Origin of the sequence: Ottowia oryzae (assembly GCF_003008535.1) — a bacterium.
GTDB lineage: Bacteria > Pseudomonadota > Gammaproteobacteria > Burkholderiales > Burkholderiaceae_C > Ottowia > Ottowia oryzae.
In genome coordinates this window covers 3288452-3313860 of the sequence record NZ_CP027666.1, presented here as the reverse complement: position 1 = coordinate 3313860, position 25409 = coordinate 3288452, and the positions used below count along the sequence as shown (strand labels likewise).

The window sequence follows — 25409 nt, the reverse complement described above, 5'->3', positions numbered from 1 at the left end:
AGGCGGGCCGGGCCGTGCGGCCTGCGTCAGTGCACGCGATGGGCCAGGGCCGACCAGACCGTGCCCAGGTCGGCGGGCAGCGCGGGCAGGGTGCCCAGGTCCGTATAGCTTTCGTCCGGGCTGTGGAAGTCGCTGCCGCGCGAAGCCAGTAGATCAAATTCGCGCGCCATGTCGGCGTAGCGCACCGCCTCGGCAGCGCTGTGGCTGCCGGTGACCACTTCCACGCCACGCCCACCGTGCTGCTTGAATTCAGAGAACAGCGCGTATTCCTCGTTGGGCGTGAAGCGGTAGCGCGCAGGGTGCGCGATCACTGCCAGGCCGCCGCTTTGGGTGATCCAGCGTACCGCGTCGCCCAGGTTGGCCCAGCGGTGCTCGACATAGCCTGGTTTGCCTTCGGTCAGGAAGCGGCGAAAGACTTCAGATGTGTCGCGGCACACGCCGCTTTCCACCAGAAAGCGGGCAAAGTGCGTGCGCGACACCAGACGCGGGTTGCCCGCGTACTTCAGCGCGCCTTCGTAAGCCCCGGTGATGCCCACCTTGGCCAGCTGCGCGCCCATTTCCACCGCACGCGGGCCGCGGCCATCGCGCGTGTCGTTCAGGCCCGTGACGATGCGCGGGTCGGTGTGGTCAAACCCCAAGCCGACGATGTGCACCGTGGTGTCGATGAAGGTGACCGATATCTCCACCCCGGTGAGGTACTTCAGCCCCAGCGCCTGCGCCGCGTCGATGGCGCGTTGCTGGCCACCCACTTCGTCGTGGTCGGTCAGCGCCCACAGGTCCACCCCGTTGGCGTGGGCCCGCGCGGCCAGCGCTTCGGGGGTCAAGGTGCCGTCGGAGACGACGGAATGGCAGTGCAGGTCGGCGTTGATGGGGTGGGTCACCCGCCGATTCTACGGACGCACCCCCGCCGGCGCCTTCACCCTTGGGGTGGCGCGGGCGTCAGCGGCTGATCTGGCCACGGCCGCTGCGGGCCGCGCAGGCGCTCGAAAGCGCGCGCGAGCTGCAGCACGCCCAGGTCGTCAAAGCGCTGCCCGGCGATCTGGATGCCGATGGGCAGGCCGTCGTCGTCGTAGCCGCCGTTGAGCGAAATCGCGGGCTGCTCGCCCATGTTGAACGGCACGGTGAAGCCGATGTGTTCCAGCCCGCGCAGCGGGTCGTTGGTGGGCGAAGGCCAGTCACAGGGCGCCGGGCCGCAGGGCGCCGTGGGCGACAGCACGTAGTCCAGCCCCTGCATCGCCTGGTGCGTGGCCACGCGCACGGCGTGCGTCTGGGCGTAGGCGTTGAACACGTCGGCGCCCGACATGCCCTGCGCGCTTTCGGCCCAGGTGCGGATGCAGGGCAGCACGCTGGCGCGCGCGTCGTCGCTCAAGGCCTGCAAGTCGATCAGCGAGCGCATGCGCCAGAAGTGGTCCAGCCCGGCCAGCATCTCGGGCGTCATGAACGGGGCCATGGGCACGATGTGCGCGCCCTCGGCTTGCAGCACCTCGGCGGCGCTTTGCACCGCAGCGTGGATCGCGGGCGCGACCGGCAGGCCGCATCCCGCGTCCAGCAGCAAACCGATGCGCAGGCCGCGCAGGGGCTTCGCCTTTTTCCAGGTGGCCGTCCAGTCGATGGTTTGCGCGGGCAGGCTCATGCTGTCGCGGGCGTCGGGCGCGCTCAGCACCTGCATCAGCAAGGCGGCGTCGGCCACGGTGCGGGTGATGGGGCCGGCGGCGCGGCCCATGTAGGGCGGATCGATCGGCACGCGGCCCAGGCTGGGCTTGAAGCCGACCACGCCGCACCAGCCGGCGGGCAGGCGGATGGAGCCGCCGATGTCCGTGCCCAGGTGCAGCGGCCCGTAGCCCGCCGCCGCCGCCGCGCCCGCCCCGGCGCTGGAGCCGCCGGGCGTGCGCGACAGATCCCACGGGTTGCGCGCGATGCGATGGAAGGTGGACAGTCCGGAAGACAGCATGCCGTAGTCGGGCATGGTGGTTTTGGCGAAGAAGACGGCGCCCGCTTCCAGCACGCGGGCGGCGGGCGGCGCATCCGCCTTGGCGGGCACCAGCGGCACGGCGCGCGTGCCCAGCGGCGTGGGGTCGCCCTGGGTGGCGATGTTGTCCTTGATGGTGATGGGCACGCCGTCCAGCGCGCCGAGCGGGCGGCGTTTGAGCCAGCGCGCCTCCGACGCGCGGGCGTCGGTCAGCGCTTGGTCGGGGCGCAGGCGCCAGGTGGCGTCCAGCTCAGGCTCCCACCGCGCGACCTGCGTCAGCACGTCCCGCAGCACCTCGACGGGCGAGAAGGCGCCCTGGCGGTACCCTGCCAGCAGTTCTTGGGCGCTCAGCTGGTGCAGATGCTGGGTCATGGTCTGAAGCCTGTGGTGAATGTGAAAAGCGCGGATTCTTGGCTAAATCGGCCTCTGGCGCTGGTGCAGACTGCGCTGGCAGCTATCAAAAACATAGTCGGCCGCGCCCCGCGCCAGCGCCCGGCGTTACGCCCAGCTGAGCGCCGACAGGTCGTTGACGAACAGCGGCATGTCTTTCCACAGGCCCTGCACGCCCTTCTTGGCCACCGTCACCCACTGGGGCTGGTACAGCCAGGCCAGCACGGCGTCGTCGGCCAGCAGCTTTTGCGCGTCGCCCAGCAGTTGGTTGCGCTCGGCCACGTTCGGCGTGGTTTTGATCTTGGCGTACAGCGCGTTGAACTTCGGGTTCTGGTAGCCCCAGTAGTAGTCGGGCTTGGTGAAGTTGTCCAGGTCAAACGGCTCGACGTGGCTGATGATCGTCAGGTCGTAGTTGTGCGCGCCGCCGTAGGTGTTGGCCAGCCACTGCGCCCATTCCACGTTCTGCACCTTGGCGTTGATGCCCACCTTGGCCAACTGCGACACGATCACCTCGCCGCCCTGGCGCGCGTAGGGCGGGGGCGGCAGCACCAGGCTGAGCTCCAGCGGCGTGGCCACGCCCGCTTCTTTCAGCAGCGCGCGCGCCTTGTCGGGGTTGTAGGGGTTGATGCCCGTGGTGTCGATGTAGCCCGGCGCGCCCGGCACGTAGTGGCTGCCGATGGGCACGCCCAGCCCGTCGCCCGCGCCCGCGATGACGGCCTTGCGGTCGATGGCGGCGCTGATGGCGCGGCGCACGCGCACGTCGTTCAGGGGCTTTTTGGCGTTGTTGATGGCCAGCACGGTCTTGGCGCGCGAGCCCGCCACCACCGTCTGCAGGCGCGGGTTGGACTTGAACTGGTTCAGCCCGCGCGGCGTGACACGCACGAACGCATCCACGTCGCCCGACAGCACCGACGCCACCTGCGCCGCCGGGTCGCTGATGAAGCGGAACGTGGCGCGCTTGATCTTCAGCGCGCCCGGGGCGCGGTAGCTGGGCGACGCCTTCAGCGTGATGGACGAGCCCTTGGCCCAGCCGTCCAGCACGTAGGGGCCGGTGCCCACGGGCTTGGCGGCGTTGGTGTCGGCGCTCTTGGGCTCGACGATGATGGCCGTGCCCTGGCCCATCAGGAAGGGGAAGTCCGGGTCCGGTTCTTTGTTGACGATGACCAGCGTGTAATCGTCCACCGCGCGCACGCTTTCCATGGCGGCGAAGGTGCGCTTGTCTTTGTTGGTGCTTTTTTCGCCCGCGGCGCGGTCGAAGCTGAACTTGACCGCCTGCGCGTTGAATGGCTCGCCGTTGCTGAACTTGACGCCTTTGCGCAGGTAGAACGTGGTGGTGCGCAGGTCGGGCGAGACTTCCCAGCGCTCGGCCAGCAGCGGCGACACGCTGCCGTCGGCGTTGATCTTGGTCAGCGTCTCGAAGATGTTGTACAGCGTCACCTCGGCGATGGCCGACGCGGCGCCCGCGGTCGGGTCCAGGCCCGGCGGCTCCAGCGTCATGCCCAGCACGATGCTGTCTTTGCGCGACTGCGCCAGGGCGGGCAGCTGCAGGGTTGCAGCCAGGGCGGGCAAGGTCAGGGCGAATTCGCGGCGCTTGATCATCGTCGTGCTTCTCCGGTTGGGGCAGTGTCGCGCGCATGGTAGCGCAGGGTGGCGTTCTTCAGCACGACCGGGCGCGACGCCCATTTGCCGCACACGTCCGGCAGCCACGCAGCGGTACAACGCCTCAGAACGCGGGCGGGGGGACGAGCTCGGGCACCGACGCCAGCAGCGTGCGCGTGTAGGCGTGTTGCGGCGCGCTCAGCACCTGGCGCACCGGCCCGTGCTCGACCACCAGGCCGCCCTTCATCACCGCCACGTCGGCGCACAAGTGGCTGACCACGGCCAGGTCGTGGCTGATGAAGAGGAAGGTCACGCCGTGCGCGTCGCGCAGATCGGCCATCAGGTTCAGCACCTGGGCCTGCACGGATACGTCCAGCGCGCTCACGGCCTCGTCCGCCACGATCAGCTTGGGCCGGGTGATCAGCGCGCGGGCGATGGCGATGCGCTGGCGCTGCCCGCCCGAGAATTCGTGCGGGTACTTGTCCAGCGCGTCGGCGCCCAGGCCGACGGCGGCCAGCGCTTCGGCGGCGCGGTCGCGCTGCTGGCGGCGGCTGGCGCCTTCCAGCGCGGCGGCGGGCTCGGCCACGGTGCGCCACACCGCGCGGCGCGGGTCCAGCGAACCGTAGGGGTCTTGAAACACCATCTGAAAATCGCGCCGCGCGGCGCGCAGGTCGGCGGCGCTCAGGGCGTTCAAGTCGCGCCCCTCGAACAGCACTTGCCCGCTGGTGGGCCGCTCCAGCGCCATGGCCAGGCGCGCCAGCGTGCTCTTGCCCGATCCCGATTCGCCCACGATGCCCATGCTGCGCCCCGCCGTCACCTGCAGCGACACGCCCTTGAGCGCCTGCACCGTGCCGGGCGCGCGCAGCACCGATTCGCGCGGCAGCGGGTACGCCCGCGTGACATCGCGGATATCAAGCAAAAAAGGGCTCTGGCGCTGGCTGGTCATGCGCTGAAAGCTCCTGTTTGCATAGCATGTGGACTGCCGGCCAGCACCACGTCGGCGCGGCTGCAAAGAAAGCTGTGCGCTGGCGACAGCCGCACCTCAGGCGGCGGCCGCTGCGCGCAGCCGTCGGCGGTAAAGGCGCAGCGCCCGGCAAACGGGCAGCCTGGCGGCATCTGAAACAGGTTGGGCACGGTGCCCGCAATGGTCGGCAGGCGCTCGCTGCGGTGCGCCACCAGCCGCTGCGCCAGGCTGGGGCGGGCCGCCAGCAGCCCGCGCGTGTAGGGGTGCGCCGGGCGGGCGAACACCTCGGCCGCGGCGCCGCGCTCGACCACCTCGCCGCCGTACATCACCAGCATCTGGCGCACGTTCTGCGCGATCAGGCCCAGGTCGTGCGAAATCAGGATCAGCGCCATGCCGCGCTCGGCCACCAGTTCGGCAATCAGCGCCAGGATCTGCTTTTGCACCGTTACGTCGAGCGCGGTGGTGGGCTCGTCGGCGATCAGCACATCGGGCTCGCAGGCCAGCGCCATGGCGATCATGATGCGCTGGCGCTGCCCGCCCGAAAACTGGTGCGGGTAGCTGTCAAAGCGCTGCGCGGGCGCGGGAATGCCCACGCGTTCCAGCAGCGCCAGCGCCTTCTGGCGCGCTTCGGCGCGGCCCAGCCCGCGGTGCAGGCGCATCGGCTCCATGATCTGGTTGCCGATGGTGTGCACCGGGTTCAGCGCGGTCATCGGCTCCTGGAAGATCATGGCGATGCGGTCGCCGCGCAGGGCGCGCCAGTCGCGGTCGGCCAGGCCGATCAGCTCGCGCCCGGCCAGCTTCAGGCTGCCGCTGACGGCGGCGTTGTCGGGCGCTAGGCCCATCAGCGCCAGCGCCGTCATGGATTTGCCGCAGCCGCTTTCGCCAATCAGGCCCAGCGTGTCGCCCGGTTGCAGCGCAAAGCCCATGTCGCGCACGGCGGGCGTGGTGCCGTTGTGCGTGTGCAGGTCCACGCGCAGGTGAGAGGCTTCGAGCAGGGGTGTCATGGCAGCTTCAGCCTCGGCGATTCAGGCGCGGGTCCAGCACGTCGCGCAGGCCGTCGCCCAGCAGGTTCAGCCCCAGCACGGCCAGGGCAATGGCCAGGCCGGGCCACACGGCCAGCAGTGGCGCGTCGAACATCAGCGTTTGCGCCTCGGCCAGCATGCGGCCCCAGCTGGGCTGCGGCGGCTGGGTGCCCAGCCCCAGGTAAGACAGCGCGGCCTCGGCCAGAATCGCCACGGCAAAGCGGATGGTGGCCTGCACCACCAGCACGGCGCTGATGTTGGGCAGCACGTGCTCGAAAGTGATCGCCCAGGGGCCCTTGCCGCAGGCGCGCGCGGCCAGCACGTAGTCGCGGCTCCAGACCGCGTTGGCGGCGGCGCGGGTGATGCGCGCGAAGGTGGGAATGTTGTAGATGCCGATGGCGACGATGGCGTTGACGATGCCGGGCCCGTACACCGCCGTCAGCATGATGGCCGAAAGGATGGCTGGAAAGGCAAAGCCGAAGTCCGACACGCGCATGATGGTTTCTTCGACCCAGCCGCGCCGCGCCGCCGCCAGCAGGCCCAGCGCGGTGCCGATGACCAGGCCAATGCCCACGGCGATCACGCCCACCAGGATCGACGCGCGCGCGCCCACCAGCAGCAGCGAAACGATGTCGCGCCCATACGCATCGGTGCCCAGCCAGTGCGCGGTGCCGGGCGGCAGCAGCTTGGCGTCCATGTTCACGTCAAACACCGAGTAGGGCGTCCAGACGTACGACAGCGCCGCAGCGGCCAGCAGCAGCAAGGTGAGCAGCCCGCCGATCAAAAACCCAGGGTGGCGCCGCGCGCGCTGCCAGAAGCTGGGCGCGGCGCGCAGCGTGAGCGTGGTGGCGGGAAGGGCGGCGCTGCTCATGAAAATATGGAGGAAAAACGGATCTGGCGCTGGAGGGATAAGCGCGAGCAGCTATCAGTACGATAGCGTATGCCGTGTCCTAAGAGAGCTCGGCACCCATCGCGCCCGACTGTCGCCGTGGCCGTGGCTTGCTCCGGCCACAGGCGGCGTCCCCCTCGGGGGGGAGGCGCGAAGCGCCCCAGGGGGAAGCTCATATTTGGCTGGCCTTCACGCGCGGGTCGATCACGGCGTACAGCACGTCGACCACGAAGTTGACGATGACCACCATGGCGGCCAGCAGCAGCACGCAGTTGCGCACCACGATCACGTCGCGGTTGGCGATGCTTTGAAAGATCAGGCGACCCAGGCCAGGCAGGTAGAACACGTTCTCGACCACGATGGTGCCCGCCAGCAGCTCGGCAAACTGCAGCCCCATCACGGTGATGACCGGGATCATCGCGTTGCGCAGCACATGGCCCCACAGCGTGGCGCGCTGTGACAAGCCCTTGGCGCGCGCGGTGCGCACGAAGTCTTCGCGCAGCACCTCCAGCACGGCCGAGCGGGTAAAGCGCGCCAGGATGGCGGCCTGCACCACCGCCAGCGCCAGCGCGGGCAGCACCAGCGCCTTGAGGCCCGCCCACAGCCCGGCCCAGACGCCTTCGTCAAAGTACCAGCCGTCGAACCCGCCCGCGGCAAACCACTGCAGCTTGACGGAAAACAGCAGGATCAAAAGCATCGCAAACCAGAAGTTAGGAATGGCGATGCCGATCTGTGCCAAGGTCATCAGGCCCACGTCGCCTGCGCGGTTGTGGTTGGCCGCGGCGTACACGCCCGCCAGCAAGGCCATCACCGTGGTCAACAGCATGGCGAAGACGGCCAGCGGCACGGTGAGCGTCAGGCGTTCGGCAATCAGCTCGGTCACCGGCGTGCCGTAGGCATAGGACAAGCCCATGTCGCCGTGCAGCAGGCCGCGCATCCAATCGGCGTAGCGGGCGAGGGCAGGGCGGTCCAGGCCAAGCTCTTGCGCCTTGGCGGCCACGGCGGCCGGGTCGGCGTCGGGGCCCATCAGCACCTGCGCCGCGTTGCCGGGCAGCACTTCCAGCACGGCAAACACGATCACGCTGGTGGCCAGCAAGGTGGCGATCAGCGTGAGGGCACGTTTGAATAAGAAGTAGTTCATGCGGGAGGGCGGGCGACCGTGGCGGCATTATCAGCACAATCGGTAGCGGCATCGGCCAGGCGGTGCGCGCCGCGGCCCGCGGGCGTCGATAATCAAGGCCTTGCCCCCAGGAGTGCTGCCACCATGGCGCTGATGATCACCAGCGAGTGCATCAACTGCGACGTCTGCGAACCCGAATGCCCCAACGAAGCGATTTCGATGGGCGAAGAGATCTACGTCATCGATCCGGCCAAATGCACCGAATGCGTGGGCCACTTTGACGAGCCGCAGTGCGTGCAGGTGTGCCCGGTGGAATGCATTCCCGTCGATCCGTCGCACACGGAAAGCCAGGACGCGCTGTGGACCAAGTACCGGCGCCTGATGCTGGTCAAGGAGTGACAGGCGGCGCGCCCTAAGCGCCGAGGCGTGCGGCTGGCTGGCGTGCAGCGCTGCTTAGGACGCATCTGCCGAGCCGGGCGTCGTGCTGTCCGGCTCGTTTGATGGCGGCGCCTTGCGCGGGGGCTTGGGCCGTGGCGGCTTGCTGGTGTGAATGAGCTGGGTGGCCTTGGTCATGTCGCCCGCCGCCAGCGCTGAAGCCGCTTTGATGGATCGGTCAATGGCCTGCTCGATGCCGATCAGCTCGTCCTGCGGCGGGCGACGCAGCACCCAGCCCACAACTTCGTCCTTGCTGCCGGGGTGGCCAATGCCGATGCGCAGGCGCCAGTAGTCCGACGAACCCATTTGCGCGTGGATGTCGCGCAGGCCGTTGTGCCCCGCGTGGCCGCCGCCCTGCTTGAGCTTGGCCTCACCAGCGGGCAAGTCCAGCTCATCGTGCACGACCAGTATTTCTTCCGGCGCAATCTTGAAGAACCGCGCCAGCGCCGAGACGGATTTGCCGGACAGGTTCATGAACGTCTGGGGCTCCAACAGCCAAACGGTGTGGCCGTCGATGCTGGTGCGCGCCACCAGGCCGTGGTAGCCCCGCTCGGGCACCAGCCGCGCGCCCAAGGCGTGGGCGAGGTTGTCAATCCACCAGAAGCCCGCGTTGTGCCGCGTGGCCTCGTACTCAGGGCCTGGGTTGCCCAGGCCGACGAACAGCTTGATCATGGGGTGATTATCCGCAGGGCTTGCGCACCGCAGGGGCGGCGGCGCATTGTGAAGTGCTGGGGCAGACCAGTGACGCTTGCCAAGGTGCAAAACAAAACGGCCCGCACGAAGCGGGCCGTTGAGCTGGGGCGGTGAGCGCAGCGCGCGCCGCCCGTTGGCTGGAACTTACTTCTTCTCGCCTTCGCTGGGGGCGGCAGGCGCTTCAGCGGCCGGGGCGGCTTCGGCTTCTGCTTCAACCGCGGGCATCACCACAGACACGAGCACCATATCTTCGGCGCTGTGGCCGTGCAGCACGGCTTCAACGCCTTTGGGCAGCGCGATGTCCTTCAGCGTCAGGGTCTGGCCTTTTTCCAGCTTGGACAGGTCTACTTCGATGGCCTCGGGCAGGTCGGCCGGCAGGCAGGACACTTGCAGTTCGGTCAGGATGTGGTTGACCAGGGCCTTGTCGGTCTTCACGGCGTTGGATTCTTCCTCGCCTGTGAAGCGCAGCGGCACTTTCATCTGGATCTTCTGCTTGGCCGACACGCGTTGGAAGTCGATGTGCAGAACTTGTTGCTTGAACGGGTGGATTTGCAGGTCACGCAGCAGCACCTTGCTGGACTTGCCGTCCAGTTCCATATCGAGCACGGAAGCGTGGAACGCCTCTTTCTTGAGGGCTTGCCACAGCGCGTTGTGGTCCAGTTCAATCAGTTGAGGCTCACCCTCACCGCCGTAAACAATGCCGGGCACCTTGCCAGCATTGCGCAGACGGCGGCTCGCACCCGTACCTTGCTTGGCGCGCTCAAAAGCGACGAATTTCATTTGCTTAACTCCTGGTGGAGCCGACCGCGACCAGTGCGACTCCGATTAAAAAACCGCGCGGCCCGTGAATGGGCGGCGCGGCACTTGCCGTTCCTTAGAACAGGTTTTCCTGATCCTGGAACAAGCCCATCACCGACTCTCCACGGGCAATGCGCTGAATCGTCTGGGCGAACAGCGGGGCCACGGAAAGCTGGCGAATCTTGGGGCATTGCGACGCAGCGTCGCTCAGCGGAATGGTGTTGGTCACCACGACTTCGTCCAGGGCCGATCCCTTGGCGATGCGTTCGATGGCGGGGCCAGAGAAAATGGGGTGCGTGCAGTAGGCGTACACCTTCTTCGCGCCACGTTCCTTCAGCACTTCTGCGGCTTTGACCAGCGTGCCGGCGGTGTCGATCATGTCGTCCATGATCACGCAGTTGCGGCCTTCGATATCGCCGATCACGTGCATCACTTCCGACACGTTGGCCTTGGGGCGGCGCTTGTCGATGATGGCCAGGTCGCAGCCCAGCTGCTTGGCCAGCGCGCGCGCCCGCACCACGCCACCGACATCGGGGCTGACGACCAGCAGGTCGTCGTAATTCTTCTGGCGCAAATCGCCCAGCAGCACGGGCGAAGCGTAGATGTTGTCGACCGGGATGTCAAAGAAGCCCTGAATCTGGTCGGCGTGCAGATCCATCGTCAGCACGCTGTTCACGCCGACGGTCTGCAGCAGATTGGCCACCACTTTGGCGGAGATCGGCACCCGCGTGGAGCGCGGGCGGCGATCCTGACGGGCATAGCCGAAATACGGAACGACTGCGCAGATGCGTTCGACCGACGCACGCTTGAGCGCATCGACCATGATCAGCAATTCCATCAGGTTTTCGTTCGTGGGCGCGCAGGTGGACTGCACCACGAACACATCGCGCGCACGAACGTTCTGCTTCAGCTCGACGGTGACTTCGCCATCCGAAAAGCGGCCGACATCCGCTGCGCCCAGCCCGATTCCCAGGTTGCTGGCAATTTCCGCCGCCAGTGCCGGGTTCGCATTGCCCGTGAAAACCAGAAAGTCAGAGTGGGAATGGGGCTGCATGAGCTTTCCGGCTGGTAGCTGAAGCGATGTGGCAGAAACTGTGCCGGTATCGCGCTGCGGCTGGCGCTAGCCGCGCGCGCTGGCATATACGGTTTGGCAGGGGAGGAAGGACTCGAACCCTCGCATGCCGGAATCAAAATCCGGTGCCTTAACCAACTTGGCGACTCCCCTACGCAGGTTGCTGCTTCCAAAATACCGAAGCAACCGCCTTCAATTGTCGCTAGAAGCCCACCCGACAAGCGGATGACACTTCATACTGCTGCACACACGAACCTGCCATTCCGGTGGAACTTCGATCGCCAGGCTATGCGCCTGAACAGACCCCGGAACCACCGCAAAGACCGCGCTGCCTGAACCCGTCATTTTGCCCGAAAGACCGTACCGCTTTAACAGCGCTACCGCTTCGGCAACCTGCGGACAAAGCCGCTCGGCAACGGGTTGCAGGTCATTGCGGCCAAAGCCGTAAGCATCTGCAGCAAAGCCAGAGATTGTAGCAGGCTTTGAATCGCGATCCAGATCGCCCGCGCGAAAAATTTCTGCGGTGTTCAATCCCTGAGGCGGTTTTACCACGACGACCTGCGCTCCCGGGAGTGTCAAAGGCGTGATGCGCTCGCCCACGCCCTCTACCCAGGCGTTGTGCCCTCGCAAAAAGAAGGGTACGTCCGCGCCGAGCGTCAGCCCCAGCTGCGCCAGCGCCGAGACAGACAGCTGCAAGTCCCACAGCCGGTTGAGCGCCAGCAGCGCGCTGGCCGCGTCGGACGATCCGCCACCCATGCCCGCTTGGGCAGGAATGCGTTTGTGCACCTGGATGTGCGCGCCGGTCGTGCAGCCCGTGGCGCTCTGCAAGGCGCGCGCGGCTCGGAGGATGAGATCGTCCGCAGGCAGCGCGGTGGTGAGGTCTTCGCGCGACAGGGCACCGCCTTCGCGCCTTTCAAAGTGCAGCGTGTCGCACCAGTCGATCAGCATGAAAGCCGATTGCAGCAGGTGATAGCCGTCGTCGCGGCGGCCGGTGATGTGCAGAAAAAGGTTCAGCTTGGCCGGCGCCGGCACGTCCCACAAGGCGCGCATGCTTCAGCGGTCCAGCACGATGCGCAGCTCGGCCGTCGGCAGCGGCATCTCGCGCCGCGCGTTCAGGCGGCCGGAGGGCAGTTGCGTCAGATCCGCCTGCCAGCCTTCCACCGGCTCTGGCTGCCCACGCAGCCAGGCGAAGAGCGCGCGCACGGGAATGGGTGCGCCGGTCAACTCAGCCGCCATGGCTTCTGCCGAGGCGAACTGCCGGGTTTGATCGCCTTGCCGAAGCATGGCCTGGCCCGGTTGCCATTCAAGCACCGCCAGGATGTTGCCAAGCGGCGATGTCAGGCTCAGCTCGCCCGCGTCCGCGTGGCCCGTGAGACGAAAGCCGGCTGAGAAAGACTGCGGCGGCTCGGATGCGACAGAGAGCGCCAGGCGCCCGCTCCATTCATTGGTTTCAGTGTCAAAACTGCCTCTGGCGCCCGTGCTACTTGCGCAGCCAGCTATCAAAAGCGTAGCTGCCAGCGCGCCCAGGCTGCGTCGGGATAGACCTGCAGGACTCTCTGGCCGACCGAAACCGCTCAACGATGTGCGTGCACCTTGCCCAGTCAAGGCGTCACCCGAAAGCGCTTCAAGGTGTTGAGCAGCGTGTCGTTTTCTGGGTTCAGGCGCAGGCCATCGCGCCAGGCCTTGCGCGCGCCTTCGCGGTCGCCCAGCGTCCACAGCACTTCGCCCAGGTGGGCGGCGATCTCGGCGTCTGGCCGCGACTTGTAGGCGCCTTCCAGCAGGCGCCTGGCCTCCTGGTGGCGGCCCATCTTGAATTCGACCCAGCCCAGGCTGTCCTGGATGTAGCCGTCGTCCGGCACCAGTTGCACGGCTTTCTCGATCAGCTGCTTGGCCTCGGGCAGGCGCACACCGCGATCGGCCAGCGAATAGCCCAGCGCGTTGTAGGCGTTGGCGGCCTCGGGGTTGACCTGAATCAGCTGGCGCAGCAGGCGTTCCATCTCGTCCACTTTGCCAACGCGCTCGGCGGCCATGGCTGTGTCGTACAGCAGGCCTTCGTCGTCCGGATCTCTGGCGAGTTCATCGGCCAGCAACTGGTAGGCGGCCTCGGGTTGCTTGTGGTCGCGCAGCAGCTGCGATTCGGCCTGGATCTTCAGGCGGGCGTCGTCGGGGCCGCGCTCGGGCACCGACTGGATGGCGCGGCGTGCCGCGTCCATCTGGCCCTGGCGCGCCAGCATGTCGGCGCGGCGTGCCTGAACGGCCAGCGTCTGTTCGGGCGACTCGATGGCGTCGAGCAGCTTGGTGGCGCGCGCGTAGTCGCCGCGTTGGTCGGCGATGCGCGCCAGCATCATGCGGGCCTGATCGCGCCCCACGCGCCGGTCCACCCCGGTTTCACTGGCGGGGCGATTGGTCAAGTCGAGGTAGCGTTGCAGAGCGGTTTCCGCCTGCGGGTACTGCCGCTCGTCGGCGAACAGGGCGCCTTGCACCAGCCACGGGTCGGGCTCGTTGGGCGACTGTTGCGTCAGCCCTTGCAGCAGGGTGTGCGCCTCGGCGTTGCGGCCCAGCTCCACCAGCGCGCGGGCGTAGCCAATGCTCACCTCGGGTTTGGCGCCTGGGCTGGCCAGATAGCGCTGGATCAGCGATTCGGCCTTGGGCTCGCCTGCCGTCAACAGTTGCAATGCCAGCAACGCGGGCCATTCGGACTGGGCCCCTGCGTTCTGCCCCAGCGAGGCGGCTGACAAAGCACCGGTCTTGTCGCCTGCCTGCAGGCGCATGCGGCCGATGGTCGTCCAGGCCGAGGGCGCCAGCGCCGGGTCTTTCAACGAGTCGGCCAGGGCGCGTTCAACCACCGCGGCGGCCTCGGCCTTGTCTGGCACGCGCTGGTACATCGCCGGAATGGCGGTGAGGAAGGTCACGCGGTCTTCCGCGGGCAGGGTGGTGATGAAGCGGCGCACGGCGTCTTCGGTGTCCGCCACGCGGCCCATGACGATCAGCACCTGCAATTCGTACTGGCCCGCCGCCACTGATTTGGGATAGGCCTGGCGCCAGGCGCGCATGGCCTCCAGCGCGGCGGGGCCCGAGCGCGACTGGATCGCGAGCTCTGCCGCGCGCTTGTACAGCGCCTCGTCGCCCGTGCGGCGGGCCGCGTCCAGCATCAGCGAAACGGCGCTTTGGGCGTCGCCGCGCTGGAACGACATTTCGCTGAGCAGCAGCTCGTACATCAGCCGGGCCGTCATGGCCGACTGCGCAGGGGGCTTGGATGAGGAAGAGGCCGCGTCTGCGGGGGCCGACGCCGGGGCTTGCGGGGGCGCTGGGGGTGTCTGCGAGAGGGCCGCGCCGCCCACACTGGCCAAGGCCCACACAGCCAGAACACGCGTGAAATGCATCATCAACTCATAATAATCCATGCCATTGAAGTGTGTGGACGCGCATGCCTGAGTTGCCCGAAGTCGAAGTAACCCGCCAGACCATGGCCGACCGTGTCGTGGGCGGCCGCGTGCTGGATGTGCGCATGGGGCTGCCGCTGCGCTGGCCCTTGGGCATCGAGCCAAGTGAACTGGTGGGCCGCACGGCGCAGGACGTGGGCCGGCGCGGCAAATACCTGTTGCTGCACCTGGATGAGGGGCTCTTGCTGCTGCACCTGGGCATGTCGGGCAGCCTGAGCGTGCGTGAAAACCCGCCCGCGCCTGGCGCGCACGACCATTTCGACCTGACCACCACCCGGGGCGTGCTGCGCTTGCACGATCCGCGCCGCTTTGGCGCCGTGCTGTGGTCGCCCAGTCTGGATGCCGACCCTGCGCGCAAACTGCTCGCCAAGCTGGGGGCAGAGCCGCTGGGCGACCATTTCACGGCCGATGCCTTCTACGCGGCGCTGCAGCGGCGCAGCACCCCCATCAAGCAGGTGCTGATGGCGGGCGAAGTGGTGGTGGGCGTGGGCAACATTTATGCCTCGGAAGTGCTTTTCAAGGCGGGTATTCGCCCCACCACCCGGGCCAACAAGCTGTCACGCCCGCGTGCCAACAGCTTGCACGCCGCCATTCGCAGCGTGCTGCACCGTGCCGTGGAACGCGGGGGCACGACGTTTCGCAACTTCTCCAACGCGCTGGGCGAGACGGGCCACTTTCAGGTGGAGGCGGCGGTCTACGCGCGCGAAGGCTTGCCCTGCCGCGTGTGCGGCACGCCCATCCGGCAGGTGCGCATGGGGCAGCGGTCTACGTTCTACTGCCCCACGTGCCAGAAGCCGTGAATTGGCCAACCGGATGGCCGCTGGCGTGAAAACCTTGCTAGGGCCGCGCAAGTGCGCGGTGTAATATTCCCCGTTAACTTGCGGGGCGGCCACAGTGACGGGTTTCAACGAACACTTTGACAGGCACGGCGCTTGGCGCCGGGAAATGGGCCTGCGCGTCAAAGTGCTTGGCGACTGGCTGCGCGAGCAGGACTTGCTGGACGACGGCGCCGAAGAGCGCCTGCTGAGCCTCAGCGAGCGGCTGCAGACCGACAAGGTCATGGTTGCCTTCGTGGCCGAGTTCTCGCGCGGCAAGTCTGAGCTGATCAACGCGGTTTTCTTCGCCGCCTACGGCCGCCGCATCATGCCCGCCAGCGCCGGCCGCACCACCATGTGCCCCACCGAGCTGGGTTACGACCCGGCCCTGCCACCCTGCCTGCGCCTGCTGCCCATTGAAACCCGGCTTGAATCGAAGGCGCTGCTGGAATGGCGCCTGGTGCCCGAGCAGTGGACCCGCGTTGATCTGGACGTGGACAACCCCGACCAACTGGCCGGCGCCATGGAAAAGGTGTCGGAAGTGCGCTACGTCTCGCAAGACGAGGCGCGCGCATTGGGCTTCTGGCACGACGAACAGCCTGAAGACAACCCGCCGGTCAATGCCCAGGGGCTTGTCGAGGTGCCCCGCTGGCGCCACGCTCTGATCAACATGGCCCACCCCTTGCTGAAGCAGGGCTTGGTGGTGCTGGACACGCCGGGGCTGAACGCCATTGGCGCCGAACCTGAGCTGACCGTCAGCCTGATTCCCCAGGCCCAGGCCGTGGTGTTCGTGCTGGGCGCTGATACCGGTGTGACGCGCTCGGACATGTCGATCTGGCGTGAGCACCTGGCCACGCTGCAGTCGTCGTCGGCCACGCGTTTTGTGGTGTTGAACAAGATCGACACCTTATGGGACGAGCTGAGCACGCCCGCACAGATCCGCGCCCAGGTCGAGCGCCAGCGCCAGGAAACCGCCCGCACCCTGGATCTGCCGGTGGAGCAGGTGCTGGCGCTGTCGGCGCAAAAAGGGCTGCTGGCCAAGGTGCGCGGCGACGGCATGCTGCTCAGCGAAAGCCATCTGCCCGATTTTGAGCGCCTGCTGGGCGCCCAGGTGCTGGGCGCGCGCCAGGCGATGCTGATCTCGGCCATCGACAACGTGGTGGGCCAGCTGAACGAGCAGGCCGCCCGAACCATGAGCGTGCGCCGGCGCGAATTGACTGAACAACTGTCCGAACTGAAAGGCCTGCGCGGCAAGAACCAGACCGTGATCCGCCAGATGCGCCTGCGCGTCGAGCGGGAGAAGGCCGAGTTCGACGGCAGCGCCGCCAGTGTGCTGACCGTGCGCTCGGCGCACATGAAGCTGCTGCGCGAGGTGTTCAAGCTGCTGGGCAGCGCCTCCATCAAACAGTCGCTGGCAGAGCTCAGCGTCATGCTGCGCGAGCCGGGGCTGAAGCTGGGCGTGAAAAAGGCTTACGCCACAGGCTTTGACAACCTGCGCGGCGTCCTCGGGCAGATCCAGTCGCTGGAGACCGAGATCCACAACATGCTGACCGCGTCGTTCCGGCAACTGAACACCGAGCACGGCTTTTCGCTGCAAGCCACGCCGCCGCCCGATACCCAGCGCTTCCTCGACGATCTGGCGGCGGTTGAACGCAGTCACCTGCAGTACCTGGGCGTTGGCAACATGGTTCAGCTGGCGCGCAAGGAGTTTTCCGAGAAGCTCCTGCGCGCGCTGGTGTCGCGCGTGCGGTCCATCTTTGAAACCGCCCTCGGCGAGCTGGAGCTGTGGAACAAATCCCTGTCCAGCCAGCTGGATTCGCAACTGCGCGAGCGGCGCAAGGCTTTTGGCCGCCGCATCGAAGCCATTCGCCGCATCCAAGACGCTGCGGGCGGGCTGGACGGGCGCATTGACGAGATCAACGCGCTGGACGCCCATTGGCAGCAGGTGCAGGCGCGCCTGGATGCGCTGACGCGCGAGCTGACCGCGCACAGCGCGCTGGCCGAGCAGGGCGCCGCGCAGCCCGAGCCGGCCGAGGCCTGACCCGCCGCGTGCCCACCACCGAAACGGGCCTGGCCGACCGCGTGATCGGCTGGCAGCGCAGCGCCGGGCGCCATCACCTGCCGTGGCAGGGCACACGCGATCCGTACCGCGTGTGGCTGTCCGAAATCATGCTGCAGCAAACGCAGGTGAGCACCGTGCTCGACTACTACCCGCGCTTTCTGCAGCGCTTCCCCGACGTGCAAAGCCTGGCGGCGGCCCCGATGGACGACGTGCTGGGCCTGTGGAGCGGGCTGGGCTACTACTCGCGCGCGCGCAATCTGCATCGTTGCGCACAGGCCGTGGTTGATGAACACGGCGGCGTTTTTCCCCCATCGGCCGAGGCGCTGGCCGCGTTGCCCGGCATCGGCCGATCCACGGCGGCGGCCATCGCGGCCTTTTGCTATGGCGAGCGCGCCGCCATCCTGGACGGCAACGTCAAGCGCGTGCTGACCCGCGCCTGGGGCTTTGACCAGGATTTGAGCGTGGCGGCCAACGAACGTGCGCTGTGGCAGAGGGCCGAATCGGCGCTGCCGACGCGCGAATTGGCCATCGCCATGCCCGCCTACACGCAGGGCCTGATGGACCTGGGCGCCACGGTTTGCACCCGCTCGCGCCCCGCGTGCGCCGGGTGCCCGCTGGGCGACATCTGCGTGGCCCGGCGCGAGGGCGCGCCGGAGCGCTACCCGGTCAAGACACGGCGCGTGCGCCGCAGCCATCAAAACCTGTGGTTGCTACATTTACAGGAGCTGCCAGCGCAGGTGTGGCTTGCGCCACGGCCTTCTGAGGGAATATGGGCTGCCCTGCATTGCCTGCCCACGTTCGACAGCCGAGAAGCGCTGATGGCCGCGCTGCCCGAGGCGCTGCGCGGCGATGCGTTTGAGCACACACCCGTGCGCCATGTGCTGACGCACCGCGATCTGGATCTGCACTTCGTCTCGGTCAATGTGGGCGCCGCGCCAGCCGATTGGCCGGGTGATGGGGCCCCGGGCGCCTGGTACGCGCCGGCGCAGTGGGCGGCGCTGGGCCTGCCCGCGCCGGTGCGCCGCTTTCTGGCCGACACGCCCGCGCAGCAGGCGCCGCTGTTCAGTGGTGATCCAGCTCGCGGTGGCGGCGCAGGCTGAACCAGTCCGGGCCGAACAGGGCCGCCAGCTTTTCCACCAGATACACCGATCGGTGCTGCCCGCCGGTGCAGCCGATGGCCACCGTGACGTAGCTGCGGTGGTCGCGCGCCATGGCGGGCAGCCACTGGCGCACAAAGGCGGCGATGTCGTGCAGCATGCGTTGCGCCTCGGGCTGCGCGTCCAGGAAGTCGATGACCGGCTGGTCGCGCCCCGTCAGCGCGCGCAGGGCGGGCTCGTAATGCGGGTTGGGCAGCATGCGCACGTCAAACACGTAGTCGGCATCCAACGTGATGCCGCGCTTGAAGGCGAACGATTCGAACACCAGCGTGAGCAGGGCCGACGGCGCGGCGATCAACTCTTTCACGTAGGCGATCAGCTGCGCCGCGCGCAGGAAGCTGGAATCGATCACGTGCGAGCGATCGCGCAGGTCGGCCAGCACATCGCGTTCGCGGGCGATAGCTTGCAGCAGCGTCTGCGGGTCGCCCGCCTCGCCCGCCAGCGACAGCGGATGGCGCCGCCGCGTTTCAGAAAAGCGCCGCACCAGGGTTTGGTCGTTGGCGTCCAGAAACAGCAGGCGCAGGTGGATGCCCTTGTCCGTCAGCCCGTGCAGCAGCAGGGGCAACTGCGGCAGCGACTGGCCGCTGCGCACATCCATGGCAATGGCCAGCTTGCGGTCATTCCGGTCGGTTTCGAGGGCGAGCAGCGGCTCGAGCAGCTCGGGCGGCAGGTTGTCCACGCAGTAATAGCCCGCGTCTTCCAGGGCGTGCAGCGCAATCGATTTGCCAGAACCCGACATGCCGGTGATGACCACCAGCTCCTTGATGCTGCTCATGCGCGCGACTTTCGGCCGCGCGGCGCGGCGGGGCTGGAGGAACTGGAGGAGGGCGAAGCGGCCGCAGGCGCGGCGTCGGCCGGCGCGTCCAGCATCTCTTGCGCATGCGCCAGCGAGGTTTCAGACAGGCGCTCGCCGCCCAGCATGCGCGCCACTTCGGCGGTGCGGGCTTGCCCGGCGATGGGTGCGACGTGGCTGGTTGTGCCTTTGGCGGCCGATTGTTTGCGCACCAGCAGATGGTGGTCGGCGCACGCGGCCACCTGCGGCAGGTGGGTCACGCACAGCACCTGGCGGTCGCGCCCCAGGCGTTGCAGCAGCCGGCCCACGGTGGTGGCGACGGCACCGCCCACGCCGGAATCGACCTCGTCGAACACCAGCGTGCCGGCGCTGCCCAGCTCGCTGGTGGTGACCGCAATGGCCAGCGCCAGGCGAGACAATTCACCGCCAGATGCTACACGATCGATAGCGCGTGGCGCTGATCCAGCGTGCGCTGAGACCAGAAACTGCACCGATTCCAGGCCGTGCGCCGCAGGCCGCGCCAGGCGATCCAGCGCCACAGCGAACACGCCGCCCTGCATGCCCAGCGTTTGCATTGCCGCCGTCACGGCCGCCGCCAGCCGCGGCGCGGCTTTGGCGCGCAGGCGCGACACGGTTTGCGCTGCCGCTTCATAGGCGGCGCGGGTTTGGGCAACCTGGCTTTCAAGCTGCTGCAAGTCGCCGGACGCCTCCAGCGCGGCCAGTTCCTGCCGCCACGCTTTCAGCAGCGCGGGCAACTCCTCAGGCGGGCGACTGTAGCGCCGCGCCAGGCTGAGCCACAGGCTGACACGCTCGTCCAACGCCGCCAGGTTTTGCGGATCGGCCTCGGCGCGCCGCAGGTAGGCGTGCAGGCTGTGCGCCGCGTCTTGCGCCTGGGCGATGCTGGCTTCAAGCACATCGGCCACGGCTTGAAACTCTGGCTCGATCGCCTGCAGCGCCTGCAACTGGTTCAGCGCGCGGGTCAGGCTGGAAAGGGCTGCACCGTCGTCGTCGCCCTCCAGCGCGCTGGCGGCGGCCTCGGCGCCGTCGATCAATGTTTGCGCGTTCGACAGGCGGGTGTGGCGCTGGTTCAGCTCTTCCCATTCGTCGTCGGCCGGGGCCAGCTTGTCCAGCTCGCCGATCTGCCAAAGAAGGCGTTCGCGCTCGCGCGACAGGTTGGCCTGGTCGCCTTGCGCCTTGGCCAGCGCGCTTTGCGCCTGCTGCCACGCATCCCACGCGGCCTGTGTGGGGCGCAGGTCGGCACCGGCGTAGCCGTCGAGCAGGGCGCGCACGGCGGCGGGGCGCGTCAGGCTTTGCCAGGCGTGCTGGCCGTGGATGTCCACCAGCCACTCGCCCAGCTCGCGCAGCTGGCCCAAGGTGGCGGACGATCCGTTGATCCACGCGCGGCTCTTGCCCGCCGCATCAATCGTGCGGCGCAGCAGCAGCGCTTCGCCGTCGTGGTCAAAACCCTGCTCGACCAGCCACGGCGCGGCGGCGTCGGGCGTGTCGAACTCGGCAGCCAGATCGCACCGCGCCTGGCCTTCGCGCACCCAAAGGGCATCGCCCCGGCCGCCCAGCACGAGCTGCAGCGCGTCAATCAAGATGGATTTGCCTGCGCCGGTCTCGCCGGTCAACGCGGTGAAGCCTGCTTCAAGATCCAGCTCCAGCGCTTCGACGATCACGAAGTCGCGCAGGCTAAGGTGCCGCAATGCCATGGCGTCAGACCCCGCCTTCGTTCCAGTGCAGCTTTTCGCGCAGCGTGTCGAAATAGCTCCAGCCCTTGGGGTGCAGAAAACGCACGCGCGAATCCGAGCGCCGCACCACGATGCGGTCGCCGTGCTGCAGTGAGGTGACGGACTGCATGTCAAAACTGGCGCTGGCGTCTCGGCCCGAGACGATTTCGATGGCGATCTCCACCGGGTCGGCCAGCACGATGGGCCGGTTGGACAGCGTGTGCGGCGCAATCGGCACCAGCGTCCACGCGGGTACCAGCGGGTGCAACAGCGGCCCGCCCGCCGACAGGGCGTAGGCGGTTGATCCGGTGGGCGTGGCCACGATGATGCCGTCGGCGCGGTGGTTGGCGACGAAATGGCCATCCACCTCCACCCGCAACTCCACCATGCTGGCCGCAGCGCCGCGGTTGACCACCACGTCGTTCATGGCAAAGGCCTCAAACACCGATTCGCCTTCGCGAAACAGCGTGCCGTGCATCAGGCTGCGGTGGTCTTCCTCATACGCGCCGTGCAGCATGGGCGGCAATACGTCACGGAATTCACCCAGCGGAATGTCGGTAATGAAGCCCAGGCGCCCCTGGTTGATGCCGATCAGCGGGGTGCCGTGGCGCGCCAGCTGGCGCCCGATGCCCAGCATGGTGCCGTCGCCGCCCACGACCACGGCCAGATCGCATTCGGCGCCGATGGTGGCCACGTCCATGATGGGGTAGCTGTCCAGCCCGGTGCTGCGCGCGGTGCGCTCGGGCAGCACCACTTCACAGCCTTGGCTTTGGAGGAATTCGGCGATCTCGGCGACCACCTCGCGGGTTGATTCCACCGTGGCGCCGGGGGCCGAATCCTGGTATTTGCCGACCAGCGCGACACGGGGAAACTGAAGACTCATTGTCAAATTACATCATAATGAATTTGATGTTGGATGACCGTGCACGCCTGCTGCTGAAGACCCTGATCGAGCGCTACATCGCCGACGGTCAGCCAGTGGGCTCGCGCACGCTCTCAGGCGCGTCGGGGTTGGAGCTTTCGCCCGCCACCATCCGCAACGTGATGGCCGATCTGGAAGATCTGGGTCTGATCGTCAGCCCCCACACCTCGGCGGGGCGCGTGCCCACGCCGCGCGGCTACCGCCTGTTTGTCGACACCATGCTCACCGCGCAACCGGGCCCGCTGGACGCGCCCGCGCTGCCGCCAGACCAGCCACAAAAAGTCATCGCCAGCGCGGCGCAGTTGCTGTCCAACCTGTCCAGCTTTGTCGGCGTGGTCATGACGCAGCGGCGCACCTCGGTGTTCAGGCACATCGAATTTTTGCGGCTGTCGGAGCGGCGGCTGTTGCTCATCATCGTCACGCCCGATGGCGATGTGCAAAACCGCGTGCTGTTCACCGAAACCGACTACACCGGCACCGAGCTGCAGGAAGCGGCCAACTACCTGAACGCCAACTTTTCAGGCATGGCCATCGAACAGGTGCGCGCCCGGCTGCGCCAGGAAGTGGACAGCCTGCGCGGCGAGATCGGCACCTTGATGCACGCCGCCGTGGCCGCCGGGTCTGAAGCGATGACGCAGGCGCAGGATCAGGTGGTCATCTCGGGCGAGCGCAACCTGCTGGCAGTGAGCGACTTCGCCTCTGACATGAACCAGCTGCGCCGCGCTTTCGATCTGTTCGAGCAAAAAGCGCAGCTGATCCGGCTGCTGGATGTGTCCAGCGAGGCCGAAGGTGTGCGTATCTACATCGGCGGCGAAAGCCAGACCGTGCCCGTGGAAGAGCTGTCGGTGGTCAGCGCGCCCTATGAGGTTGACGGCAAGGTGGTGGGCACGCTAGGCGTTGTCGGCCCCACGCGCATGCCTTACGACCGCATGATCCAGATCGTGGACATCACCTCGCGCCTGGTCAGCAATGCGCTCAGCCAGGGCAAGCCACAGGGCAGCGCCTAGAATAGCGCCCGGCTGGGGGCGTTAGCTCAGTTGGTTAGAGCAGAGGACTCATAATCCTTTGGTCGTAGGTTCAAGTCCTACACGCCCTACCACCCCACCCATCCGATCGCTCGCCGCAACTGTTTGCGGCAGTCTCCCTTACGGCAGGCACCCTCTACATATAGATAGACCGGTGCTGCCGCGCGCCCGGGCCTTCACGCAAAGTCCAGCGCCGGGGCGTGGTTCAGGAAGTAATCCAGCGCAGCGTCCCCGTCCAGGCCGGCGAGGGTGGGGATCACTAAGTCCTCACCAGCCACATCCATATCGGCGTACCCCATTTGCCAGGCGCTGAAGCGGCGCTCAGCCAGTTCGATGCTGCCCTGGGTGTGCAATTTGAAGCGCGTGTGACGGGTGTCGCGCGCCAGTGCGGCGGCCAGCTTTTGCACGGCGTCTGGCGGGCCTTCCACGTACTGCACGAAGCACTCGCCATCAAACGCCAATACACCGGTGATGCCCGCGCTCGCATTCAGCGCCCGTGCCTGCTTGACGATGGCGGGCACTGAGGAGGCGTCTGCGTCGTCCGGCAAGCAGCTGGTGTAAAGAAAATAGTCGATCAGCAATTAGGCGCTCCTGTAGAAACGACAGGGTAGTGCACTTGAACGCGCGTCACTATGTCGCGCGACACAGATGAGGGCGGACTAATGCCAGCGCGCCCACGGGCTGACGTGTGAGCGAGCCACGCGACACGACGAATTTGGAACAAAATGGTGGAAGTTGGTGACAATCGCCAATTTGCTGCTATACTCCTTAGCTTCGCGCGGCTGTAGCTCAGTTGGATAGAGTACTTGGCTACGAACCAAGGGGTCGTGGGTTCGAATCCTGCCAGCCGCGCCATCTATCCGACAAAGCCCCGCAAACCATGTTTGCGGGGCTTTTGTTTTTGGGGTCCTTGGATACCCGTCCGTCTTGAAGAAGGATGCGCCAATGTTCACCGGCATCGTCACCGCCATGGGCAAGGTTGCCGAAGTGCAGCCGCTGGGCGCCACGCCCGCGCACGGGCTGCGCCTGCATCTGCAAACGCCCGCGGGTTACCTGGACGACGTGGCGCTGGGCGACAGCATCGCGCTGAACGGCGCCTGCATGACGGCCGTTGAAATCGACGCGCCCGCCGCCCGCTTTGCCATCGACATCTCTGCCGAATCGCTGGCGCGCACGGCCGGGCTGGATCGGCCCGGCCCCGTCAACCTTGAAAAAGCCCTGCGCGCGCACGACCGCCTGGGTGGGCACATCGTGTCGGGCCACGTGGATGGCGTGGGCGTGGTGACGCACTTCGCGCCCGTGGGCGAAAGCTGGGAGCTGCGCATCCGCGCCCCGCGCGAGCTGGGCCGCTACCTGGCGTACAAGGGCTCGATCACGGTCAACGGCGTCAGCCTGACGGTCAACAGCGTGGCCGACCGGGCCGAGGGCTGCGAGTTCAGCATCAACCTGATTCCGCACACCGTGCAGAACACCGCGCTGCATGTGCTGGCGCCTGGCGTGTCGGTCAACCTGGAGATTGACCTGATCGCCCGTTATGTAGAAAGAATGCTCACAGCGCCCGCTGCGCCTGCGCAGGAAGCTATTAAATCCGTAGCTTGATGGCGCCCGTGGCCAGAGCCGTGCCGCACAGCACCACGGCGCCGCAGCCCAGCATCCAGGGCGTGACCGACTCGCCCAGCAGCGTGGCGCCGTAAATCAGGGCGAACACCGGCACCGCGAAGGTGACGGTCAGCGCGCGCGCCGGGCCCAGGTGCTCGATCAGCCTGAAATACAGCACATACGCGACGCTGGTGCACAGCACGCCAAGAATGACCAATGAACCCCAGGCCTTGGCGCTGGGCATGTGTGCGGGCCAGGTTAAAGCGGCGGGCACGGCCAGCCCCAGTGCCGCGCCCATCAGGCTGCCGGTGGCGGTCATCAGCGGTGGCAGGCCGCTCAAAAAGCGCTGGGTGAAGCTGGCCGCTACGGCGTAGCACAGCGTTGCACCCAGACAGGCCAGCACCGCCAGCGCGGCCCAGGTGGCGCTGGCGCCGCCCTTCATGGCGACCTTGTCCCAGGCGAGCAGCGCCACGCCGACAAAGCCCAGCACCAGGCCCACCGAGCGCGATGCGCCCGGCCGGTGCCCCAGCCACGCCCAGGCCACCAGCGCGCCGAACAGCGGCACGGTGGCGTTCAGGATGGCCGACACGCCGGTGGTGATGTGCAGCAGCGCGAACGCGTACAGCGCAAACGGAATGCCCGAATTGAGCAGTCCGCACACGAACACCGGCCGCCAGTGCCGCCGCAGCGACGGCCCCAGGCCGCGCGCCAGCATCAGCGGCAGCAGCGCCAGGGCGGCGATGGCCACGCGCAGCGCGGCGGTGGGCAGGGGGCCAAATTCCACGGCCGCCTGCCGCATGAACAGAAAAGACGCGCCCCACACCGCCGCCAGAAAGATGAATTCGGCGCCTAGCCCGGGCGTCAGAGGCCGGTCGGCGGCGGTGGGGTGAAGCTGGGCGGCGCTGCTCATGG

General features: G+C 67.4%; 24 protein-coding genes and 3 tRNA genes. 8 read left to right on the top strand and 19 right to left on the bottom strand.

The features are described 5' to 3' along the window. Window positions 1–26: 26 nt before the first annotated feature. From C6570_RS15135 to C6570_RS15105, 7 genes are all read right to left on the bottom strand, one after another. Window positions 27–881 (bottom strand): 3',5'-nucleoside bisphosphate phosphatase, encoded by an 855-nt coding sequence (locus tag C6570_RS15135; protein WP_106703955.1) that lies wholly within the window; start codon window positions 879–881, stop codon window positions 27–29. Between the two features lie 35 nt (window positions 882–916). Next, entirely contained in the window at window positions 917–2341 is a 1425-nt protein-coding gene (locus C6570_RS15130; protein WP_106703954.1) for an amidase, read from the bottom strand. A gap of 126 nt (window positions 2342–2467) precedes the next feature. Then, entirely contained in the window at window positions 2468–3958 is a 1491-nt protein-coding gene (locus tag C6570_RS15125) for an ABC transporter substrate-binding protein (RefSeq protein WP_106703953.1), read from the bottom strand. A gap of 124 nt (window positions 3959–4082) precedes the next feature. After that, window positions 4083–4904, bottom strand: coding sequence for an ATP-binding cassette domain-containing protein (locus tag C6570_RS15120; protein ID WP_106703952.1), 822 nt, complete (start codon window positions 4902–4904; stop codon window positions 4083–4085). Then, window positions 4901–5926 (bottom strand): ABC transporter ATP-binding protein, encoded by a 1026-nt coding sequence (locus C6570_RS15115; protein ID WP_106703951.1) that lies wholly within the window; start codon window positions 5924–5926, stop codon window positions 4901–4903. The genes C6570_RS15120 and C6570_RS15115 overlap by 4 nt, the downstream gene beginning before the upstream one ends. Window positions 5927–5933: 7 nt before the next feature. Further along, window positions 5934–6815, bottom strand: coding sequence for an ABC transporter permease (locus tag C6570_RS15110; RefSeq protein WP_106703950.1), 882 nt, complete (start codon window positions 6813–6815; stop codon window positions 5934–5936). Window positions 6816–7005: 190 nt separating this feature from the next. Further along, window positions 7006–7974 (bottom strand): ABC transporter permease, encoded by a 969-nt coding sequence (locus C6570_RS15105; protein ID WP_106703949.1) that lies wholly within the window; start codon window positions 7972–7974, stop codon window positions 7006–7008. Between the two features lie 123 nt (window positions 7975–8097). Between C6570_RS15105 and C6570_RS15100 the strand changes: the two genes are divergently transcribed. Then, window positions 8098–8352, top strand: coding sequence for a YfhL family 4Fe-4S dicluster ferredoxin (locus tag C6570_RS15100; RefSeq protein ID WP_106703948.1), 255 nt, complete (start codon window positions 8098–8100; stop codon window positions 8350–8352). Window positions 8353–8406: 54 nt separating this feature from the next. On the opposite strand, the gene pth is transcribed toward C6570_RS15100, so the two are convergent. From pth to C6570_RS15065, 7 genes are all read right to left on the bottom strand, one after another. Next, on the bottom strand, window positions 8407–9060 hold the full coding sequence (pth, locus tag C6570_RS15095) for an aminoacyl-tRNA hydrolase (RefSeq protein ID WP_106703947.1): 654 nt from the start codon (window positions 9058–9060) through the stop codon (window positions 8407–8409). A gap of 165 nt (window positions 9061–9225) precedes the next feature. After that, the gene (locus tag C6570_RS15090; protein WP_106703946.1) at window positions 9226–9861 is read right to left on the bottom strand and encodes a 50S ribosomal protein L25/general stress protein Ctc; all 636 of its coding nucleotides are present in this window, start codon (window positions 9859–9861) and stop codon (window positions 9226–9228) included. Window positions 9862–9955: 94 nt separating this feature from the next. Further along, window positions 9956–10933 (bottom strand): ribose-phosphate pyrophosphokinase, encoded by a 978-nt coding sequence (locus C6570_RS15085; protein ID WP_106703945.1) that lies wholly within the window; start codon window positions 10931–10933, stop codon window positions 9956–9958. A 94-nt stretch (window positions 10934–11027) separates the two neighbouring features. Beyond that, window positions 11028–11104, bottom strand: a tRNA-Gln gene (locus C6570_RS15080). A gap of 39 nt (window positions 11105–11143) precedes the next feature. Next, window positions 11144–12001 (bottom strand): 4-(cytidine 5'-diphospho)-2-C-methyl-D-erythritol kinase, encoded by an 858-nt coding sequence (gene ispE / locus C6570_RS15075; RefSeq protein WP_106703944.1) that lies wholly within the window; start codon window positions 11999–12001, stop codon window positions 11144–11146. A gap of 3 nt (window positions 12002–12004) precedes the next feature. Continuing rightward, on the bottom strand, window positions 12005–12667 hold the full coding sequence (locus tag C6570_RS15070) for an outer membrane lipoprotein LolB (RefSeq protein ID WP_245896216.1): 663 nt from the start codon (window positions 12665–12667) through the stop codon (window positions 12005–12007). Further along, window positions 12553–14334 (bottom strand): tetratricopeptide repeat protein, encoded by a 1782-nt coding sequence (locus tag C6570_RS15065; RefSeq protein WP_245896215.1) that lies wholly within the window; start codon window positions 14332–14334, stop codon window positions 12553–12555. Before C6570_RS15065 ends, C6570_RS15070 begins: the two co-directional genes overlap by 115 nt. A gap of 44 nt (window positions 14335–14378) precedes the next feature. On the opposite strand from C6570_RS15065, the gene mutM reads away from it, so the two are divergent. The 3 genes from mutM to mutY all read left to right on the top strand — a co-directional run bounded on the left by mutM (window position 14379) and on the right by mutY (window position 18371). Next, on the top strand, window positions 14379–15194 hold the full coding sequence (mutM, locus tag C6570_RS15060; RefSeq protein ID WP_106703941.1) for a bifunctional DNA-formamidopyrimidine glycosylase/DNA-(apurinic or apyrimidinic site) lyase: 816 nt from the start codon (window positions 14379–14381) through the stop codon (window positions 15192–15194). 145 nt (window positions 15195–15339) lie between these two features. After that, complete coding sequence (locus tag C6570_RS15055; protein ID WP_106703940.1) at window positions 15340–17250, top strand: dynamin family protein; 1911 nt, start codon at window positions 15340–15342, stop codon at window positions 17248–17250. A gap of 8 nt (window positions 17251–17258) precedes the next feature. Beyond that, entirely contained in the window at window positions 17259–18371 is a 1113-nt protein-coding gene (gene mutY / locus C6570_RS15050) for an A/G-specific adenine glycosylase (RefSeq protein WP_245896214.1), read from the top strand. Here mutY and rapZ read toward each other — a convergent pair. The 3 genes from rapZ to C6570_RS15035 are packed head-to-tail and all read right to left on the bottom strand — an operon-like array spanning window position 18334 to window position 21834. Then, complete coding sequence (rapZ, locus tag C6570_RS15045; protein ID WP_106703939.1) at window positions 18334–19203, bottom strand: RNase adapter RapZ; 870 nt, start codon at window positions 19201–19203, stop codon at window positions 18334–18336. The two genes, mutY and rapZ, sit on opposite strands and share 38 nt — an antisense overlap. Then, window positions 19200–20933 (bottom strand): DNA repair protein RecN, encoded by a 1734-nt coding sequence (gene recN / locus C6570_RS15040; RefSeq protein ID WP_106703938.1) that lies wholly within the window; start codon window positions 20931–20933, stop codon window positions 19200–19202. The genes rapZ and recN overlap by 4 nt, the downstream gene beginning before the upstream one ends. 4 nt (window positions 20934–20937) lie before the next feature. Next, the gene (locus C6570_RS15035) at window positions 20938–21834 is read right to left on the bottom strand and encodes an NAD kinase (protein ID WP_106703937.1); all 897 of its coding nucleotides are present in this window, start codon (window positions 21832–21834) and stop codon (window positions 20938–20940) included. A 26-nt stretch (window positions 21835–21860) separates the two neighbouring features. On the opposite strand from C6570_RS15035, the gene hrcA reads away from it, so the two are divergent. Continuing rightward, complete coding sequence (hrcA, locus tag C6570_RS15030) at window positions 21861–22880, top strand: heat-inducible transcriptional repressor HrcA (protein ID WP_106704736.1); 1020 nt, start codon at window positions 21861–21863, stop codon at window positions 22878–22880. A 15-nt stretch (window positions 22881–22895) separates the two neighbouring features. After that, a tRNA-Ile gene (locus C6570_RS15025) sits at window positions 22896–22972 on the top strand. Window positions 22973–23074: 102 nt separating this feature from the next. Here the strand turns inward: C6570_RS15025 and C6570_RS15020 are convergent. Then, window positions 23075–23479, bottom strand: coding sequence for a BLUF domain-containing protein (locus tag C6570_RS15020; RefSeq protein WP_106703936.1), 405 nt, complete (start codon window positions 23477–23479; stop codon window positions 23075–23077). Between the two features lie 197 nt (window positions 23480–23676). Here C6570_RS15020 and C6570_RS15015 point away from each other — a divergent pair. Beyond that, window positions 23677–23753 (top strand) — tRNA-Arg (locus C6570_RS15015). Window positions 23754–23843: 90 nt separating this feature from the next. Beyond that, window positions 23844–24497, top strand: a complete 654-nt coding sequence (locus C6570_RS15010; RefSeq protein WP_106703935.1) for a riboflavin synthase — start codon at window positions 23844–23846, stop codon at window positions 24495–24497. On the opposite strand, the gene C6570_RS15005 is transcribed toward C6570_RS15010, so the two are convergent. After that, window positions 24481–25407 (bottom strand): DMT family transporter, encoded by a 927-nt coding sequence (locus C6570_RS15005; RefSeq protein WP_106703934.1) that lies wholly within the window; start codon window positions 25405–25407, stop codon window positions 24481–24483. The genes C6570_RS15010 and C6570_RS15005 overlap by 17 nt on opposite strands. Between the last annotated feature and the right edge of the window lie 2 nt (window positions 25408–25409).

Coding starts and splice junctions, on each gene's coding strand:
- C6570_RS15100 (WP_106703948.1), top strand. CDS start 8,098: ATGGCGCTGATGATCACCAGCGAGTGCATCAACTGCGACGTCTGCGAA.
- pth (WP_106703947.1), bottom strand. CDS start 9,060: ATGATCAAGCTGTTCGTCGGCCTGGGCAACCCAGGCCCTGAGTACGAG.
- C6570_RS15035 (WP_106703937.1), bottom strand. CDS start 21,834: ATGAGTCTTCAGTTTCCCCGTGTCGCGCTGGTCGGCAAATACCAGGAT.
- C6570_RS15065 (WP_245896215.1), bottom strand. CDS start 14,334: ATGCATTTCACGCGTGTTCTGGCTGTGTGGGCCTTGGCCAGTGTGGGC.
- C6570_RS15105 (WP_106703949.1), bottom strand. CDS start 7,974: ATGAACTACTTCTTATTCAAACGTGCCCTCACGCTGATCGCCACCTTG.
- mutM (WP_106703941.1), top strand. CDS start 14,379: ATGCCTGAGTTGCCCGAAGTCGAAGTAACCCGCCAGACCATGGCCGAC.
- C6570_RS15110 (WP_106703950.1), bottom strand. CDS start 6,815: ATGAGCAGCGCCGCCCTTCCCGCCACCACGCTCACGCTGCGCGCCGCG.
- hrcA (WP_106704736.1), top strand. CDS start 21,861: ATGTTGGATGACCGTGCACGCCTGCTGCTGAAGACCCTGATCGAGCGC.
- recN (WP_106703938.1), bottom strand. CDS start 20,933: ATGGCATTGCGGCACCTTAGCCTGCGCGACTTCGTGATCGTCGAAGCG.
- C6570_RS15055 (WP_106703940.1), top strand. CDS start 15,340: ATGGGCCTGCGCGTCAAAGTGCTTGGCGACTGGCTGCGCGAGCAGGAC.
- C6570_RS15010 (WP_106703935.1), top strand. CDS start 23,844: ATGTTCACCGGCATCGTCACCGCCATGGGCAAGGTTGCCGAAGTGCAG.
- C6570_RS15085 (WP_106703945.1), bottom strand. CDS start 10,933: ATGCAGCCCCATTCCCACTCTGACTTTCTGGTTTTCACGGGCAATGCG.
- C6570_RS15130 (WP_106703954.1), bottom strand. CDS start 2,341: ATGACCCAGCATCTGCACCAGCTGAGCGCCCAAGAACTGCTGGCAGGG.
- rapZ (WP_106703939.1), bottom strand. CDS start 19,203: ATGAGCAGCATCAAGGAGCTGGTGGTCATCACCGGCATGTCGGGTTCT.
- C6570_RS15115 (WP_106703951.1), bottom strand. CDS start 5,926: ATGACACCCCTGCTCGAAGCCTCTCACCTGCGCGTGGACCTGCACACG.
- C6570_RS15125 (WP_106703953.1), bottom strand. CDS start 3,958: ATGATCAAGCGCCGCGAATTCGCCCTGACCTTGCCCGCCCTGGCTGCA.
- C6570_RS15120 (WP_106703952.1), bottom strand. CDS start 4,904: ATGACCAGCCAGCGCCAGAGCCCTTTTTTGCTTGATATCCGCGATGTC.
- ispE (WP_106703944.1), bottom strand. CDS start 12,001: ATGCGCGCCTTGTGGGACGTGCCGGCGCCGGCCAAGCTGAACCTTTTT.
- C6570_RS15005 (WP_106703934.1), bottom strand. CDS start 25,407: ATGAGCAGCGCCGCCCAGCTTCACCCCACCGCCGCCGACCGGCCTCTG.
- C6570_RS15090 (WP_106703946.1), bottom strand. CDS start 9,861: ATGAAATTCGTCGCTTTTGAGCGCGCCAAGCAAGGTACGGGTGCGAGC.